7 protein-coding genes are annotated in these 18,394 nt (G+C 46.7%); all 7 read right to left on the bottom strand.

The window, feature by feature from the left end:
* Positions 1–49 precede the first annotated feature (49 nt).
* Positions 50–1,000 carry an ABC transporter permease gene (locus tag ACSR9A_RS03500; RefSeq protein WP_473755870.1) on the bottom strand — a complete coding sequence of 317 codons (951 nt, stop codon included), beginning with the start codon at positions 998–1,000 and terminating at the stop codon, positions 50–52.
* Positions 1,001–1,117: 117 nt separating this feature from the next.
* Positions 1,118–2,821 (bottom strand): type 2 periplasmic-binding domain-containing protein, encoded by a 1,704-nt coding sequence (locus ACSR9A_RS03495; RefSeq protein WP_473755622.1) that lies wholly within the window; start codon positions 2,819–2,821, stop codon positions 1,118–1,120.
* A 102-nt stretch (positions 2,822–2,923) separates the two neighbouring features.
* Positions 2,924–4,666: a sensor histidine kinase gene (locus tag ACSR9A_RS03490; protein WP_473755621.1), complete on the bottom strand. Its 1,743-nt coding sequence runs from the start codon at positions 4,664–4,666 to the stop codon at positions 2,924–2,926.
* A 24-nt stretch (positions 4,667–4,690) separates the two neighbouring features.
* Positions 4,691–6,256: a response regulator transcription factor gene (locus ACSR9A_RS03485; RefSeq protein ID WP_473755619.1), complete on the bottom strand. Its 1,566-nt coding sequence runs from the start codon at positions 6,254–6,256 to the stop codon at positions 4,691–4,693.
* Positions 6,257–6,483: 227 nt separating this feature from the next.
* A complete protein-coding gene (locus ACSR9A_RS03480; protein ID WP_473755618.1) occupies positions 6,484–7,995 on the bottom strand; it encodes a glycoside hydrolase family 43 protein in 1,512 nt (503 codons plus the stop codon).
* Positions 7,996–8,314: 319 nt separating this feature from the next.
* A complete protein-coding gene (locus tag ACSR9A_RS03475; protein WP_473755617.1) occupies positions 8,315–16,318 on the bottom strand; it encodes an endo-1,4-beta-xylanase in 8,004 nt (2,667 codons plus the stop codon).
* Between the two features lie 370 nt (positions 16,319–16,688).
* Entirely contained in the window at positions 16,689–18,308 is a 1,620-nt protein-coding gene (locus ACSR9A_RS03470) for a response regulator transcription factor (RefSeq protein WP_473755616.1), read from the bottom strand.
* Positions 18,309–18,394: the final 86 nt, after the last annotated feature.

Raw genomic sequence — 18,394 nt, 5'->3', positions numbered from 1 at the left:
CCGTTTATTCTTTTTGACAGCTACGGTTTCCATTCGTGCTCCTCCTTTTCTAATACAGCCTGGCTTCGCCCATGCGTTTCGCAGCGTTATTCGCTATGAACAAGAGAATGAAGCTGACCACGGTCTTGAACATGCCTGCTGCAATGGAAAGAGAGAAATTGCTCTGGGCAATCCCGTATTTCAACACGAAAATATCGATGTTTTCGGAATAGTCCACATTCATGCCATTGCCTAGCAAATATTGTGGTTCGAATCCCGACTCCAGCAGATATCCGATATTCATAATTAGCAGTATGATCACAACAGATTTAATACCAGGCAGCGTAATGTAGATCATCTTTTTGAAACGGTTCGCACCGTCAATCTCTGCAGCTTCATATTGTGTAGGATCAATCGTGGTCATCGCCGCCAGATAAACAATGGTATTCCATCCTATGTCTTTCCAGATAGAGCTGGCTCCGAATATGGTCCAGAAATACTCAGGAATGCCTAAGAACAATATCTCACTACCGCGTTCAATAAAACCTAACCCTACCAACAATTGATTGATCGTTCCATCCGGCGACAGAGTCGTTTGGATAATACTCGCGGCTACCACCCAGGATATAAAGTGGGGTAAATAGCTGACTGTCTGAACTACACGTTTAAAGGCAATATTGCGTATTTCATTAAGCAGCAAAGCAAGTGTAATCGCTGTAACGAAGCCAAAAATTAGATTAATCGAGCTCATCGCCAGCGTATTGCGAAGAACCCTGAGAAACCGATCATCCCCGAACAAAAATTTAAAATGCTCGAACCCAATCCAGGCTTGATCCATAAATTTCTTAGCCGGCTTATAATCCTGAAAAGCGATGGTCCAGCCCCATAGCGGTAAATATTTAAATATAATTAGCCATATTAAAAAGGGAACGGACATGATAGCGAGGGCACGCTGTTGAAACAGCTTTTGAAAGAAAACACTGATCCGGCTCGGATGTTTGTTTGCCTTTGACTGTGACATGGCCAATACCGTATTTTTGTCCACCTTTATTCTCTCCTTCCAAAACCATACGGGTAAAGCAAACATTGAGAAAGGCCAGCCTCAACCGATGCGGTCCGGCCTTTCTCCTAAACAGGATTACTGGTTCGCCATCTCAACCTTCAGCTTCACTTGCTCCGTTGTCCATTTTTCATAGCCAGCAGTGTCTAGCTTACCGAACTCCTTCATATACTCCTCCCATATGGCATCAAACTTATCGGGAGCTGCCATTACCATTTTCGGGAAGTACTTCTTCGTCATTTCATCCTTGCTTGCTTCCCACAGCTGTTCCGGTGAATTTTGCTCCTTGGCAAATCCCCACGCAGGGAAGTAAGGACGGCTGACCGGCTCAGCATACAACTGGCTATAGGTTTGAACACCATATTTCTCCAGAATGAGTTTATCCTTCTCCGTCAGTGTCATTTGGAAAACCTCTGGCTGGCTGGCAACATTTCGGGCATTGCCGTCAGCAAGTGTAGAGGTAGCATTATACATTGGCCAGTTCCAGCTGTAATACTTGAAGCCAAAGCTTTCTCTGAACGGCTCATCAATTTTGTCAATTTGCTCTTGTGTACGATAGAAGCGGCCCTCTTCATTTACTTCATAGGTTTCGCCCTTGATTCCCCATGACAACAGCGTCTGATTTTCTTCCGTCAGCATATTGTCAAAGTATTGAATGATTCGAACGGGGTCCTTGGCGCTAACCGTAATCCCAATTCCGCGGTTGGTTACTAGTCCGCCTGGAGGATCGAGATAAGCATCCGGGGTATTTTCATCATAGGTAATCGGCAGCGGGAAGTAATTATATCCGTCCTGGGAAGGATCTTTTCTTGCCGAATCCTTCAAGACATTAAGCGCATTATCTACCTGCCAACGATAATCGAAGAAGCCGAGTACCTTATGGGAGGTCAATTTAGCGAGATACTGGTCGTAGTTGTCAACAAAGGAAGCTTTGTCAAAAAGTCCATTTGCATTGAGCGTATTTAATTGTTTCAGCCATTTCTTGGTAGCGTCTGAGCCTGCATATGTTTTTGCTTCCCAAGTGTTGGTATCAACCATAACGTTGCCGTCATTCGGATAGCCCATAAGATGCATAGGCGGATTGGAGGTAGCAAAGAATCTCCAGTCATGTGTAAGTGACACTAATCCTGTTAGATTTTCGTCCTTATGCTTTTCTCGGTAATTCGTAATTAGCTCGACATACTGATCCAACGTTTTGATCTTAGGATATCCGGCTTCCTCAAGTACACGACGCTGCACCCAGAAGGCTGCTCCGGCTTCCGGCTCAGGAATAAAATCATTCACTTGAGCGGCAATAGGGAGGAAATAAATTTTCCCATCTTTAGATTTCATTTGATTCAGTGATTTTCCATAAACCCGCTTGATATTCGGGCCATATTGCTCAATGAGATCATCGAGCGGAATAAAGGCACCTGCATTCAGTACTTCTTCTATTGCTGCATCCGGGATTAGCACATCAGGATAATCGTTAGCAGCGATCATCGTTCCAATCTTTGTATTTAAGTCGCCAACCACAAACTCCAGCTTGAAATTCACACCGGTTTGATCCTCTAGGAGCTTACCGAGCGTCGTTTGATTGGTATTACCATCCTTCGAGCCGGCTACCCCGTTGAAAATTTTAAATGTTACTTTATCCTGCTTGGCCTCGGCAGTCGAACTCCCACTCGGCTCCGCCGTTCCTGTACTCCCCTTGGAATTATTGTTGCCAGAGCAAGCTGTAATCATAGATAACGATAAAACGGCTGTTAAACAGAGAAGCCACATTCTTCTGGTTTTGCTCATTGCTTTTACTCCCCCTTTTATATGAATGGTGTGCTACTCCCTTAGTATAAAAGCGTTTTCATCCCATCGTTACCCATTAAATTATGGTTTATTCTTTGAAAACTATGGATTCGATGGAATTTTCAGCACAATCCGCGTTCCTTCACCAGGCCCGCTGTGTACTTCAAATACCATTCGGTCGCCATAAAGCATTTTGCCCCTGTAGATGACATTCTGTATCCCAATCCGGTCACCAATAATTTCCTCCGACTTGAGGTAATCATACAGCCTGCTGACCTGCTCCCCGTTCATGCCAATTCCATTGTCCTTGACCGAAAAAACGACAAAATCCTCCTCAATTCCAATCCGTATGTCAATTCCTCCGCCTTTTTTCAGCGGTTCAATCCCATGAATACTGGCATTCTCCACAAAGGGAAGAAATACCATCTTCGGAACTACGCAAGCACGGGCTTCTGGCTCTACATCGATGCGGTATTGCAGCTTGTCTTCAAAACGGTATTTCTGTATGTCTAAAAAGCACATGATAAAACCCAATTCCTCCTCCACTGTTACCCATTCCTTATTCCAGGTTAAAGAGCTGCGAAAAATCATCGCCATACTTTGAATCATTTTGGCTGTCTCCTTCTCATGCTTAAGCAAACTCCGCATCCGTATCGTTTCCAGCGCATTAAACAGGAAATGGGGATTAATCTGACTTTGAAGAGCATTCAGCTGTGCCTTCCGCCGTTCCAGCTCAAGTGATTTTTTCTGGATGGCCGTGATATACACATCGTTAATTAATGTCTTAATCTGCATAATCATATTGTTGAATTCGAGCGTCAGCTGACCGATTTCATCACGGGCTTCCCCATACATGATCATCTGGAAGTTTTGTGTTTTGACTTTCTTCATATGCTTCAGGATTTCGATAATCCGTACGTTAATGGACCTTGTAATAAATAAGATAATTACGGTAGGAAAAATCATCATTACGCAACCGGACCAAAGAATGAAATAGCGGGACTTCAGCTCCTCCTTAATAATCTCATGCTCATTGATGGTACCCACGATCTTCCAGCCGCGCAGATAACTGATGCTGCCATATCCCTTTTCAAATTGAATGAGATTATCTGATTTTAAGGAGCTGTACAGATGCTTGGTATTAGCCTGCCAGTCAATTGCCGGGTTGGTTGTATATTCAATCTGGTCTCCTGGACCTAGCAGGTACATATCTCCCTTCACATTCAAATTAGAAAAAATTTCTGTGATATCAATCGTTTTGAAGTCGAGTTTGATCAGCTTTTCCTTGTCCATTCGATCCGCAAAATAATCCATTCTCCGCAGCAGCGAAAAAGATTGAAACTGGCCCTCTGGGTCTTCGATGCGAACAAATACAGGCTGTGGTGACGCATCCTTCAGCCAAAGCTGATACCATGCTTCTTCACGAACCTCGTCGGATAATATGCCGATATTTCCTGAATTCAAAAGCGTGGGATTGTCTACATATATCGTTTTGTTTTGCAGAGAAGAAGAGAACGGGGAGTAATTGTTCAGAATGGATCTTAAATAGAGATCATAGGCTTCTACATAGTCTTCCGTATGCGTGAAATTCATGTTTAACACTTCATTGGTTTTGTAATCCGCATAAAAAAAGGAAGACAACCCTACACCTTGGTCAACCATTAACTGGAATTCATTTTTAATTTGCTCCACGGCACGGTCAATATCATTGATTCTTTGTTCTTTTACATTCTCGGTAATAATATTATAAAAAATCGCATTCGTCAGAATGATAGGAGCAATGACACCAAGAAAATATACCAGAAACATTTTGTTTCGCAGCCGGATATTATTCAGTAGATTCATAGATTCCCCTTCCCCCTCCTCGCTTTAGCGCTTGCCGATCCGATTTCTATATTCCGTAGGGGTCATCTGTCCCAGCTTTTCAAATTGAGTCACGAAATAATCAGCATTTTTAAAGCCCACCTGTTCGGCAATTTCATAAATCCGCAAGTCGGTCTGTCTTAGAAGCTTCTTCGCCTCAGTAATACGCAGCTGGAGCAAGTAGTCGTTGAAATACATACCATAGTTTTTTTTGAATATTTGTCCGAGATAGGCAGAATTCATATAAAATTGATTAGCAATACTCTTCAGATTTAGATTTTCATGAAAGTTTTTATCTACATAACACTTAATTTTATAAATCCCGCCACTTCCATAGCTTTGATAGAGACTCTGAATGAACCCGGCAGCCTCCAGCGCAAAGGTTTCAAATAATGCCCGAAGCTCGCTAAATGTGATGTTATGATCCTGCCAGTTCATGATCGGCACAAGACTTGCCAGCCTCTTTTCATCTCCTTCCATACTTCTGACCGTATTCAGCACACTGTGAACACATTGAATAGTGGCCGCTTTTATAGCTTCCTGTGATACAACCTTCTCTGCAAACTCCGTAAACATTCGGTCGATAACCAAAACAAGCTGATGCTCGTTGTTCTCTTCAATGGCTTCGATGATTGTCCGGTACATCTCGTCCCTGATATGGACATAATTGAGATCCATATCGGCAATGTCCGAATGCAGCAAGATTCGCTGGGTGTGTCTGAAGTATTTATATTGCACGGTCTCCTTGGCACTGACGTAAGAATGCTTCAACAGCATGAAGGAGCTTACCGTTCTGCCCACATAGGCTTGAATGTCTAATGAGAAGCGATTATCGAGCTGGAGCAGACAATCTGCCATGAAGCTCCGGGCATCTCCATTATGTCCGCTTAAATAGAGATCAGGTATAATAAATCCAAATGCGCGGCGATGCTCGTACACAATCGGAGTTTCCGAACAAAGCTGCTGAACCGATTGCTGAATTGCCTTTTTGAGTTCTGCCTTAGGAGGCATGAGCCTGTCTCCCCAAGGAAACACATTATTGATTTCGAGCAGTACGTACATGAATTCCTTCGCTCCCATCCCCGTCCAATGCTTTTCCCAAGCCTCGAGAACATTGTCCTTGGCTTCACCGCGGATGAGCGTCTCAATCAGTTTCTCTCCCTCATGTGTAATAAGTCTCTCTTTTAGCTGTTTCTGTGCAGAAAACTTGTCACGATATTTATGAAGCGCTTTCACAATTTCATTCTCATTAATAGGCTTGAGCACATAATCCAGCACCCCATACCGAACCGCCTGCTGGGCGTACCGGAAGTCGTTATACCCGCTGATAATAATAAATTCGGTTTCAAGCTGCGCCTCTGTTACGGCTTGAATCAGTCCGATTCCGTCTAGGCTTGGCATACGAATATCAGTAATGACAAGATGCGGCTGCAGCTTGCAGATTAGATCCAGAGCGTCTTCTCCGTTGTCTGCCTCACCTATCACCTCAAAACCGCTGCTTTCCCAATCAATCATTTCAATCAATCCCTTGCGGACAAATAATTCATCGTCGACAATAATGATTCCATACATAAGGATCTCACTCCCATACTCAAGTTCATTCATAACACTTTCTGCATTCATAACCATTTTTAATGATCAAAGATCCCGATTCCTGGATAAATCACAAAGCAAGAGATGGGGTTGAATAAATCGGAGCATATATTCATTACTTGAGAAAAGCAAAGGGTTTCCCTATGAATTCCCTTTGCTCCAAAAATTGTAGCTTAGCCAGGCTCTATACAACTGCTCATTTCGTCCTAATTCTGCCTATTATAATGAAAATAATCAAAATCAGCATAACCGCCCGACTGAATGGTCGCATAGTTAAATAGGCCAATCCTGTACCCCATAAAATGATCCAGCGTGTATTTCATTTGCAGCGTCTGGCCGATCAGCTTCCACGCGATCCCATCTTCCGAATAAAAGAACCTTGCCTGGTCGATGCTGTCCTCAAAATTAAAATAAATTTTAAGATAAACCCTTTCACCAGTGAACACAACGCTTTCCACCGTATCCTCGTATCCGTCACCGCCGTTGATACACATATCAATACTGAACTGTCCTTGCTCACCCGCTGCAATCCCAACAGTGCCAAAACCATTCTGCAGCGCCACCATTCCTGCCCGGTCGCCGGGCTGCATTCCAGAGATCTCCAGCGCTGTCTCCACGCTGCAGGCCGGTCCCTCCGTCCGCTGCGTCAGCGTATTTCGAGCCTGCAAAATGCCCTCTGCGATTTGACCGGTTTTGAGCCGCAAATAGCTAGACCGCTCTGTAACAGACCAAAGCCTGTTATCAGGATTATGATTCCACTGCCAGTTCAGAGCAAGCCGGTCAGCAGCATAGTCGAAATCATCACTGATAACAAGCGGCTTCGGTTCAGCAACGGGAAGCTTCGTCATAACTACATTAGGTGCTGTACCGTTATCCCCGATTACAGGCCAATCGTCCTCCCACCTCATGGGAAGCACGCAGGGAACCCGACCAACCGCATCACGATCCTGGAACAGTACTGCATACCATTCGTGATCTGGCGTATCGACAATACCGCCCTGTGCTAAACCGTTATTATAATAGCCCATGTCGTCATCCAGAACTATCTTTCGCTCATAGGGACCCAGAAGCTCACGCGAACGGTAACATATCTGACGTCTGCGCTTATTTCCGGTTCTCGGCCATTCAATAAAGAACAAGTAGTAATAGCCGTTCAGCTTATACGCATGACACCCTTCGATCCGCAGACCTATGTCAGTCCGTTCGCCTTCGAGCAGCAGTTGATCGACTCCACCCGGCTTCATAGCCGTAAGATCTTCCGTAAGCTCTTTAATACGAATATCACCATTGCCGTAGATGATATAATTGCGGCCATCGTCATCCAGCAGAAGACCCGGGTCATGGTAAAGACCTGGTATTTCCGAACGCTCCCACATTCCATGTTCAATATCAGTTGTGCGGTAGATATAAAACCGATTCATGTCATTGGATGAAAAACAAATGTAGAACACCCCATCCTTGTAACGAAGCGATGCCGCCCAAGAGCCTTTGCCATAAATACCTTCTCCGTTCAGCAGCCGATGGGCATCGTTATCCTCAAAGGTATCATATACATAATTTACAATTTCCCAATCTTTCAAGTTAACCGATTTCATAATCGGGCAGCCCGGCATTGAATGCATACTGGTGCTAGTCATATAGAACTCAGACCCCACCCGGATTACGTCAACATCCGGAACATCTGACCACATGATAGGATTAGTTATGATAGCATTCACTTATAATACCTCCTAAGGATAAATTTCTCTACTTGATAAACGGCTACGCTTCAAGCTTGAACAGTCCCGTTTGCGGCGGAACGGGCAATTCGCCAAATGACTCTCTCCTATTCTAAGTTAAACCTCACAAAAAAATAAATAAATAATTGTATAAAACTAACCTGAACGTTCACAATCCTATCCATTTGCAAGCTGTAACATTCCAAAAGTATTCTTCTCCCGAAGCCAGAAAAAAAAGAGAGAAGGAAGCCTCAACAGCTTCCTTCTCTCGCTTCCATTTTACTTTTTCCTATAATTTAGGAAGGATTTTACTTAAAGCTTACTCTCCGTAAATTCTGTAGATGATTACTGCCGCTTCCGCTCGCGTAGCTGTTCCGGTTGGATGAAGGGATTTTCCATCTCCGTGGATAATCCCTTCCTTGACCAGGGCTGCTATACTATCGATGGCGTATTTGGCAACCTTCGTTCCATCTGTATAGCCGCTTAAGTCTTCAGCGCTGCCGCTGGCGGTTAACCTATTCACCGCCTTCAACGCTCTGGCTGCCATAACCATCATATCCTGCCTTGAGATTTCCCCCTTCGGATTGAAGTTGTTGCCGTCCATTCCTTGAATAATCTCCAGTTTCTTAGCAATACTGAGGGCTTCATAGTAGTATGCTCCTTGACTTACATCTGCGAAATGGGTATCGGCTTCTGCGTCGAGGCCCAGAGCCCGCACCAGCAGCAGCACAAAGTCGGCTCTCGTAATGTTTTTCTCCGGACTAAAGGTTGTTTCGGAGGTTCCTTTAATAATCCCCTTTGCATACAGCGCATCAATCGCTTCAGAAGCCCAGCTGTATTTGCTGTCCAGATCTTTAAAATTACTTGCGGGCACCGGTGTCGGCGTAGGTGTTGCTGTTCCTGTTGGCGTAGGAGTCGGAGTTGCTGCTGGTGTCGGCACCGCTGAACCCCCGCTGTTGCTAAGCGTGGTTACACGGGTGTTTGGACCGTCCATACTCCAGTTTCCTGCCGCATCACCTGCCTGCACCGAGAACGCATACCCTGTGCCCGCAGCAAGTCCGGACACCTCGTACCTATGCACCGTTCCAGGCAGCGTCGCGATCTCCTCCTGTCCGCTGTAAATCTTGTAAGCCGTGACTGCTGTATTATCTGCAGACCCCGTCCATGTCAAGGCGAGTCCGGAAGCCGTTATTTGAGAGGCTTCGAGCTTGCTTCCCTCCGACCATGACGGAGGGGTAGTGTCTGAAGCCGGCAGTGTGGTTGCTGAAACAGATGGTCCACCAGTACTCCAATTCCCGCCTGTATCCCCGGCCTCTACCTTAAACGTATATTGCGTATCCGGTTTTAATCCCGTTACTTGATGACTGTATACAGACCCGGTTACAGTCTCCGTATACACGGCATCCGTAACCGTAACAGACTTGTTATCAACTCCATTTGTGATCCGGTAACCGGCAATGCCGCTGTCATCCGCTGCCGTCGCCGACCACGTCAAGGTCAACCCCTTACTCGTGACATTGGAGGCTTCGAGCATACTTCCTTCTGCCCAAACCGGTGGCGTGGTGTCGGACGTCGGCAGTGTAGTTACCAAAACGGAAGGTCCGTCTGTGCTCCAGTTGCCGGCAGCATCTCCTGCTTCCACCTTGAAGGTATACTGTGTATTTGGCATTAATCCGGACAACAGCTGATGATATACATCTACCGTTACGGTTTCAATGGATTTACCACCAGTTACGGTAACTGGTACTTCATCGACGCCGTTGTAGATCCGGTAACCGATGACTCCTAGGTTATCCGCAGCCGCCGGCCATGACAAGGTGACTCCGGTGCTGGTTACATCATTAGCTTCCAGCTTGCTGCCCCCTGCCCAAGTCGGTGGAGCCTGGTCTCCTTTGCCGATGAGGGTGAGGCTTCCGAACACCTCTGTCGACTTTGTGGCTCTGCCAAGCAGATCATTCCAGGTTGCCACGCCGACCAGATTGGCTCCCGTTGCATTGTTTACTTGTGCATCAAACCGGATTTGTGTCCCGTTTACCGGGGTAATGGTTTTGAACGGAATCTTCATTTCCACCGTATATTCCGTTCCGGCTGTTAATGCCGCCGATTCAAATCCGGGAGAAACCGCCGGTGTCGAATTACTAAGGAACTTGAAGGACTGCTCGCCGGCAAAGTTGACCCGGTATTGTCCATCATCTTCGCGGTACGGCCAGGCATTGATGCGATCCTCGTCCACATAGGCTTCAACCGAATCCTGCTTTGTCTTATCCGCGTTGTCTTTGCTCAGCTGCGTATCCTTCACCTGGAACAGCACATACAGATGTTCCTCGTCCCACAGCGTTTTGGCTGTTCCGGATGCTGTGGACGATATCATCAGGTGGTTGTCGATTTGGATCTCAGGCGCGTCCCTCCAGATGTCATCAATGGTTCCATCGATGTCCGGCGTACCATACAGCGCAGTAGAGCTCTTGGTTTCAGGTGTAATATAAAGCGGATGCTCGGCCAGATATTTCTCCGGATTGATAATGGCATAATAGGCCGGCTTCGGTGCCAGAGAACTGACGAAAGGCAAAGGATTCTGGCTGGCTCTCCAACTGGTGCTGTCTGTATATCCCCAAATGGTGACACGCGCAATCTTATCGGCATGCTTCTTATAGATCTGGAACAATTGGGCATACAAACTAGCCTGCTTCTCCGCCCACTCTGGAGAAAGGGAGGAATTCATTCCAGCGAGAACATCAAGTTCGCTTATGGAGATTTCAACACCCAGGGAAGCGTATTTGACAATTGCTGCTTCCACATTGGCAGGCTTCGTTCTCATATCGTAATGCGACTGCAGTCCGATTCCGTCAACCAGAAGTTCACCGGGATGAGTCAGCGCATAACGGTCATTGATTTCCTTAACCATGTCGTAGATGGCGTCCCGCTTCTCTGGAAACTCGTCATTGAAATCATTGTAATACAGCTTGATATCGTTCCATTCTGGGTGTTTAACCAGCACTTCCCTTGCCGCAATAAATGCTTGCTCCACAAAGTCAGGACCTACGGAGTAGTACCAGGGGGACTGCCGGAGCGCATCCTTCCAGTCAGCAACAGCTGGTGGCCCATCCTGCATGGCTTCATTGACGACATCCCACGAGATTACCTTATCCCCAAAGTGTTCCATTACCGTTTGGATGTGGGTTCTCATATTCGCGAGCGCCTCATCGCGGCTGAGATAGATTGGGTTGCCTGCCTGATCCTTCAATGCATTGCCCGCTGCGTCTACTTGCTGTGTAAACCACGCTGGGCTCTGACTGTGCCATACCAGTACATGTCCGTGTACTTTCATTCCCATAGCCTGAGACTTTGCTGTCATTTCATCAGACCTCGTAAATGTAAAGGTACCCTTGTTCTTCTGCAGCGCATCCGGCTTCATCTCATTGCCAAAGGTTACACTATTAAAATGATAGTTAAAGAAGGCATTCTGTCCGTTGCCCGGGGTAATTTCATTATTGCCCGGTACATTTCCAAGCAGGAAATCACTCTTATAGACATCTTTAAGAGCTACAATATTCTGCAGCGCTGTATCTTCGAAGCTGAAGTCATCAATATAATACGATGCTGCAGCACTGTTAGGGCTTTCTACATATAGTGTGACATCATTGTGCAGATAACGGTAGGTGCCTTCCAGCTTGACCCATTCTCCGTTTTTACTGACGTTCTGGGTTGAAAGACTAATGTAATAAGGCGTTGGGGCATTGACCAGTGCTGTCAGCTTCAGCTGAGCGCTTGCCGGGTCAATCAGCTTAACCCATACAGTAGCTTTGTACTCATTGCCGATCTTGACAGCGTCCTTCAAATTAACGGACGGGCCGTCCGAATTGGCGGTTCTGCCGGTTACTTTGAGGGAATAAGCTCCTCCCTGAGTATGGTTGGCTTCGTTGGTAGCCGTAAGTGTCACGCCAGCACTGCCCTTTGGCTTGAAGCCTTGTACCGTTTGATCTTCAAAATCCCTTGTGGATTTCATACCGGCCACAATGGTAAGCGAGTTAATCGATACGCTTGCGCTACCTTTCGTTATGATTAGCGTAAAGCCACCATTCTGGTAGGAAAGTGCTGTGGTTACTCCAAGCGCCTTCAGCTCTTCATTGTTATTTAGGTATTCTTGTGCTTTGATCTTCAGCGCAACTGCGTCATCACCAGCTGAATTCGGAACCGTAATCCGGTTGCCTATTAGCGAGGCTGCTTCTTCTACAGCGAGTTGATCCTCACTCCGTTCGCCGGATTCCCCTAATGTCTTAATCAGTGTCACGCTCGAGAAGGTCACCTTGAAATCGGTCGAGGCACTGACATTGGTTCCATACAATTGAACTTTTGCATCCTTAAAGAATTCCGGGGTATAAGTTGACGAACTGCCCATAGTCGTCCAGGTTGTGCCGCTATTCGTCGAAAAATACCCTTGAACTATATTTCCTTCCTTTACAATCCGGAGAAAATAGTTTGTACCGCTTAAATTGGTCTGATTGGTATTGTTGGTAAATGCGGTACTGCCTGTTTTGCCTGAATTATTCACTTTGATATTGGTGCTTACTTTACGCGCATTTATTCTGTAAAACTCGCCGCTAGATGTTCGGCTGATGCCAAGCCCCACTTGGGAATTTTCACCCATTGAAGAATCATTAAGCGGCTTATCTACGGTAAGCTTCGCCGTCAGCGTCCAGCTGCCTTCAGCTGAACCCGGAAACTGCAGCATATTATGGCTGTTGGGATAATCCGTATCGCCTTTCAACGTCTTGATCGTCGCTCCCTCAGCGCTATAGCTTAATGCGTTTTGCGGCTCCGCCGGATTCATGACCTCCCAACCTGCCGGAAGCCCATTGGCAAAATCAATGATTTCGTTCGTACTGAAGGAGATTTTATACGACTTAACGTTTTCTCCTTTTATAAACCGGACAACTGCGGTACCTTGTGTGCTGTCCGCCTGCGAAATGCTAATGAGTTCAGCAGGATCGTTAGAAACTGCCGTTACTTTCGGTATGGCGCTGCCGGATACCGTATAGGCGTAATCATGTCTGGTAGCATCAAAATTAGCTGGCTGAACGCCGTCAATAAAAATACTGTATGAAGCTACAAGCTCAGGAGTCAGCGACAGCTGATCCGCATACAGGATGTTGGCATCCTTTGCATACACCGCTATTATCACCTTCGCAGTACCTGCCGGTTCATCATAAGTAAACGGCTGGTTAGGCGTCTCATGCCAGTCTGCAACCTTCACGTCAACGGGCTGGAAGGAGCTTAGGGTGAGCGGCCCGCCTTCAAGTATGCGCCCGATAAACTTGCCGTTGCTCCAATAAGCAGGATCACCAGCCTCACGGGCTGCGTAAGGCTCAGGCATATCGCGCCCATTAATCCCGTTCATGCCCAGCTGATTACCGTTCTTGTCGTAATACACAAGTGCAACTTCCACGTCACCCGGATTTTCCGCTGCGACATCATAGCTCTCAGACCGACTCATCATAGAGAGGAAATAGCCCTTAAAGTTATAGCTCTCTCCCTTGTTCAGCTTTCCAGTAACATCCTGCCACATCCCGTCATACTGCTGCGCGGCAGCAATGCGGCCCGAAATTTTCCCGGATCCAGCAACCTTCGAGGTAGCGTTGTTTTTCAGATAACGGGAAAGACCGGAGTAGCTCTGAATGGTATCCGCCGTTAACGCAGGTCCATTGATAGCCGATTCAAAGGTTCCATTGTTGTAGCGTCCTGTGAACCAATGATCTGTATTGGAGGACGTTGCTGTATCAAAATCTCCATTTTGCAGTATGTTCCCTGGTATGGATGCTGTCGAGTTATTAGCGGCAAGACTCCAGTCGGAATCGTTGGCTCCGAACAGAAAGCGGTCAACGGTGATCGCACCATTAGATCCGTTCGATTCGGCAGCAATATACAGATCCTTATGGCCATAGGCGCTAAGATCACCCGTATCGACCATAGACTGGAATTTACTGTATGCGTCATTGGCTGGTACCGAAATTTCCGCTACACGCGTACCTTTGGACAGGACATCCGCACTGCTGCTAACAGCGGTTCCTACCGGAAGTACATAAGCGGTAAGCTTTCCTCCTTGAGCCGACTTCGTCTGGGCGGTCAAATATAACAAGTGTCTGCGGACAACACCGCCGTTGGCGGAGCCATCTGCAAAGTTCAGGTTTTTATAGGCCAGATACTCACCGTCCCCGAGCGATACTGCCTCGCCTGCGCGGCCGGCATTTCCTGTACTGTCGCCAGATACGCCGTTATCATTTCCCTCCGCCTCAAGAGTGGAGAAAATATCGCGTTCGCCTTCAAGGCCCTTATAGGTGGCAAAAGTGCCCTGAGACGGAACGATAGTAACAATGCTGGCGGACGGGATGTCGATTACGAACTTGCCGTTCGTTACCGGAATCGTTCCCAGCTTCTTCTGATTTTCGCTTCCTGAAGTACGGAACACGGTTACACTTGTAGTGCCTGTCGGGAAATCCTTCAGGCTGAATTCAAGCGGCTGAAGGCTGTCATCATTTTTAGCATTGGAAACGGTGATCGAGTAATCATTGGTATTTTGGTTCTTGAACCCAATAACATTAATATCGGCTGCGGGAACACGTGTAACATCAAAACGAACATCGCCGGGATTCATAAACCGGGAGAAATGCCCGTAGCCGTAGAAGCGCTTGAATATACGATATTCACCAGTTAACGTACTGATACGTCCCGGCTCCTGTTGAGAGTTGGTAGTGACGAAGCGAATCAGGTCAGAGCCGTCCGCTCCGTTACTATCCCACATGCTCCACCAGACGAAGCCGTTAAAGCCGGGGTTGCTGCTGAACATATTGGTCAGTAGATTAGACCAGCGCACAGCGTCATTGATATTCTGATTACCGTACCGCTGCGTATATGCACCGGCTGATCCGTCAGCGGTATCCTGATTCATAAACTCTGCCTGCCACAGTTTATACTTGGTCAGGTATTCGGGATACTTGCTTCCATCCTTTGAATAATCCAGAGGACTTTGGGAGAAGTCACCTGTATGGTATAGCTTGTTCTCATCCGTCCCTATGCCGACCGTACCATACAAATGGGTAGTAAATAAGTCGAGATACGGGTTTTTGTCCAATGCATTATCAGGGTCGGTTTGAGAGAACACTTCGCCGCCTCTGCTTAGTGAGGCGCTGAGATTGGTTCCATCCACGGCGGCAAGCTGAGGAATAAAGTCAATGAGCTTTCCGTCTGGGTTTTGGATATCATAAAGGGCCCCGCCTGGCTGCATCGATTTTTTCAAGGTAGGACCGATATAACCATTAATTAGCTCTGTTACATATGAAGCTGTTCCACCTGCAAGATCAACCTCGTTAAAGGGGTTAATGTGAGTGATCGGAATTCCCCATTGCTCCCACATTCCCCGAATATAATTGACGAGGTAGTCCGCGTAGGCCTGATAGTAAATTTTCACCACTTTACCATCAATAGTAGCTGTATCGCCACGAACAATTTTGCTTGGAGAATTGGTCGAAGATTGGCTCATCCAGTAAGGTACGGTCCACGTACAAGCGTAAAATTGCTTAACACCATACTGCAACGCCTGACGCATCGTCCACACCTGATCGAAATCGAACAGCTCTTTGCGGGTACGCGGCGAGCTTTTAATTACAACAGGATTTTCCCCCGGTGCGCTAAGGAGATTGGTTGGTCCTCCATCGTCATTGCCAATTGGCTGATTCCATGACGGATAATCCCAGACGAAATCTTGCACCGGTACCAGCGTGCCTGGAGCGTGTTCAGGTTCAACAGGCCAGATACTGTCGGTATTGCCGTCTGCATAGCGGTTTTCAGCTTCTATTTTATAACCATACTGACCCGCCGATCCCCTCATGGGAATAGCATTTCCTTCAATATCGAAACCTGGGTTGCTGACATCTGCAAGCAAACCTGTTAGAGGATTGAACCCTGGGCTGGCTGCTGTGGCGCCTGTAGTGGCAAGGCCTCCATTATCACCAATGATGACCCGAACAATGTCATGGCCCGTGCCTTCTTGTTCACTGAAGGTCAGATCCAGCAGATGCCTGACGGTGTCTTGATGACCAGCCGTAGCCAACTGCATCATATGAATGGAATCCGTGTACGCATAAGCGGCACCTACCCCATCCATTGTCTGGTAGGTCTTGTACCAATCGGCGGTTACCTGTGCCGGAGCTGCAACTGCCGGTGCTGCCTGAATTGGGGTGGAAAATGGCACTGGAGTCATAACAGACAGCAGAAGCGCGCCAGCTATTGAAACCGCAAGTGTCTTTCTCCGGATTTTTTTAATCATTATACGTGTTCCTCCTTTTATCATTTAACTCGTTGTAAAATAATCGTGCGCATTTGATCTACAGAGCACTCATTCTCAATCAGCACGTTCGGTAGTGAAGTGTGAATTTCCCCCTTCCTAAATTCAATACTGTATACGCTTACATTTTTTTGCTTGGTTATAGCTTACCAATTCAAAATTGAAATTTGTATGAGAGCGATGCACGAATCATTTTAAAATAACACTATAATGATTTGTTTTTTTACGAAAAGAAAACTTCTGATTAATGCCGAATTTACTCTCGCAAACAGCAAAAAGCCCTTTTATAGAGAGAGTGGTCTGTTCACTCCAATCTCTCCACAAAAGAGCTTAGCTTTGGGAAGTTCAATCCTTAGTTTTTTATAAGTTCTGTAGGATTCATACCGGTTATTTTTTTGAACAGTGTGCTGAAGTAGGGAATGTTCTTATAACCGACCCGCTCCGCCACTTCATACACCAGCATATTCCGCTCCATAAGAAGCTCGCGCGCCTTCTCGATCCGAACTCGGGTCAGGTAATTGTTAAAGGTTTCTCCGGTCATATTTTTAAAAATAATAGACAAGTGGTTCCGTGAAATGTATACCTTATCCGACAGCTCGGCGAGTGTCAGCTCTTCCGCATAGTGCTCATGAATGTAACTGGTCATGAATTCGACAACCTGCCGGTGCTTGCTGCTTCCTTTCCATTGTCTGCTGCTGCAGATCTTGGTGATTTTGTCCATCAGCCAGCTTGCCAGCTGGTCCGGTACGATCAGGCTATTGATTTCCTTGGCAATCTGGTCATTGGTGAACAGGTCATCCAGTACCAAGCCGGATTCATACAGCGAGTAGGTTATAATTCCCCACAGCTCGCTCCCAAGCATTTGTACGTATCCCTGTGTTATCCCCTCTTGATTTTTCATTTCCATTATATATTCCAGCACAAGCTGATGGGCTTCCACTTCCTGCGATGCCTTCATTGCTGTTGCCAGCTTATACGAGAATTTGACTGGAAAGAGGGCGACATTTCCCGGTTCGCTGCTGCTGTTCTCCTGGTATCTATACACTTCATGTGAGGAGGCGGCACGCAATGCCCTTTGATCCATCGCGCGGAAAGCTTCCTCTGTTGAGTCTGAGAGGGAGGTCCATGAATCCTTCACTCCCCCGATTCCTATACGTGTAAACAGCTTTAGATAACTGCCAATACTGTCAATCAGCCTGATCCCCAGCTCTTTCAGCTTGTTCTCTAACTGTTCGAGATTTCCTGCATCCGGGTGAATAATCAGTAATGCTCGAGTACTGTGCAGCTCTGCATATTCCAGATCAGGGAACAGCTTACGGGCTACTTCACAAGCAATATTGCTGACTGCAAACCGGAACAGGTTCCAATCGGAGACCGATAGACATCCGGCTCGTTCATCCCGAATCAGCTCGATGCCAACTGTGACATGCTTGCAATCCTGCCAAAAAAGATAAGACGGCGGAAGACGCGTGCTGTCTCTATAGGCATGGTCAAGGGTGCCTACAGCTGCGGAGCGGACCCACTCCTTTTCAACAAAAGGCTCATACAGCGTCATTTTAAACTCAAGCTCCCATTGCCTATTTCGCCTCTCCTCCTCTTCCTCAAGTTCCTGTAAGACATTGCTCAAAATGGATTTTAACGTTGGCAGACTGATTGGCTTGGATACATATTCGGTCACTTGAAACCTTAAAGCTTGTCTCGCATGCTCAAAATCCGAATAACCGCTGAGAATAATGATTTTGCCTTTAAATCCTTCCTTCCTCAGCTGCTCCATCATATCCAGCCCACTCATCACGGGCATATAAAGATCAGTGATTACAATGTCCGGTAGGGTACGGCGAATTACCTCCAGGCCGTCCTCTCCGTTCATAGCCTCTCCAGCCCACTCTGCTCCCAGTTCATCCCAGGGAATCGCCCTTTTCATTCCATTAAGGACTTGCCGCTCATCATCGATGATTGCGATTTTCCACATTACGCTTACCTCCTACACTCCTTAAGTACGAAAGCACGCCCATCGCGCACTTCGCCTAAGGAAGCGCTTACTTTAATCATATCGGG

This window comes from Paenibacillus sp. R-74696 (genome assembly GCF_055814915.1).
Note: the sequence above shows the minus strand (reverse complement) of the source record. Positions and strands in the feature narration are given on the sequence as shown.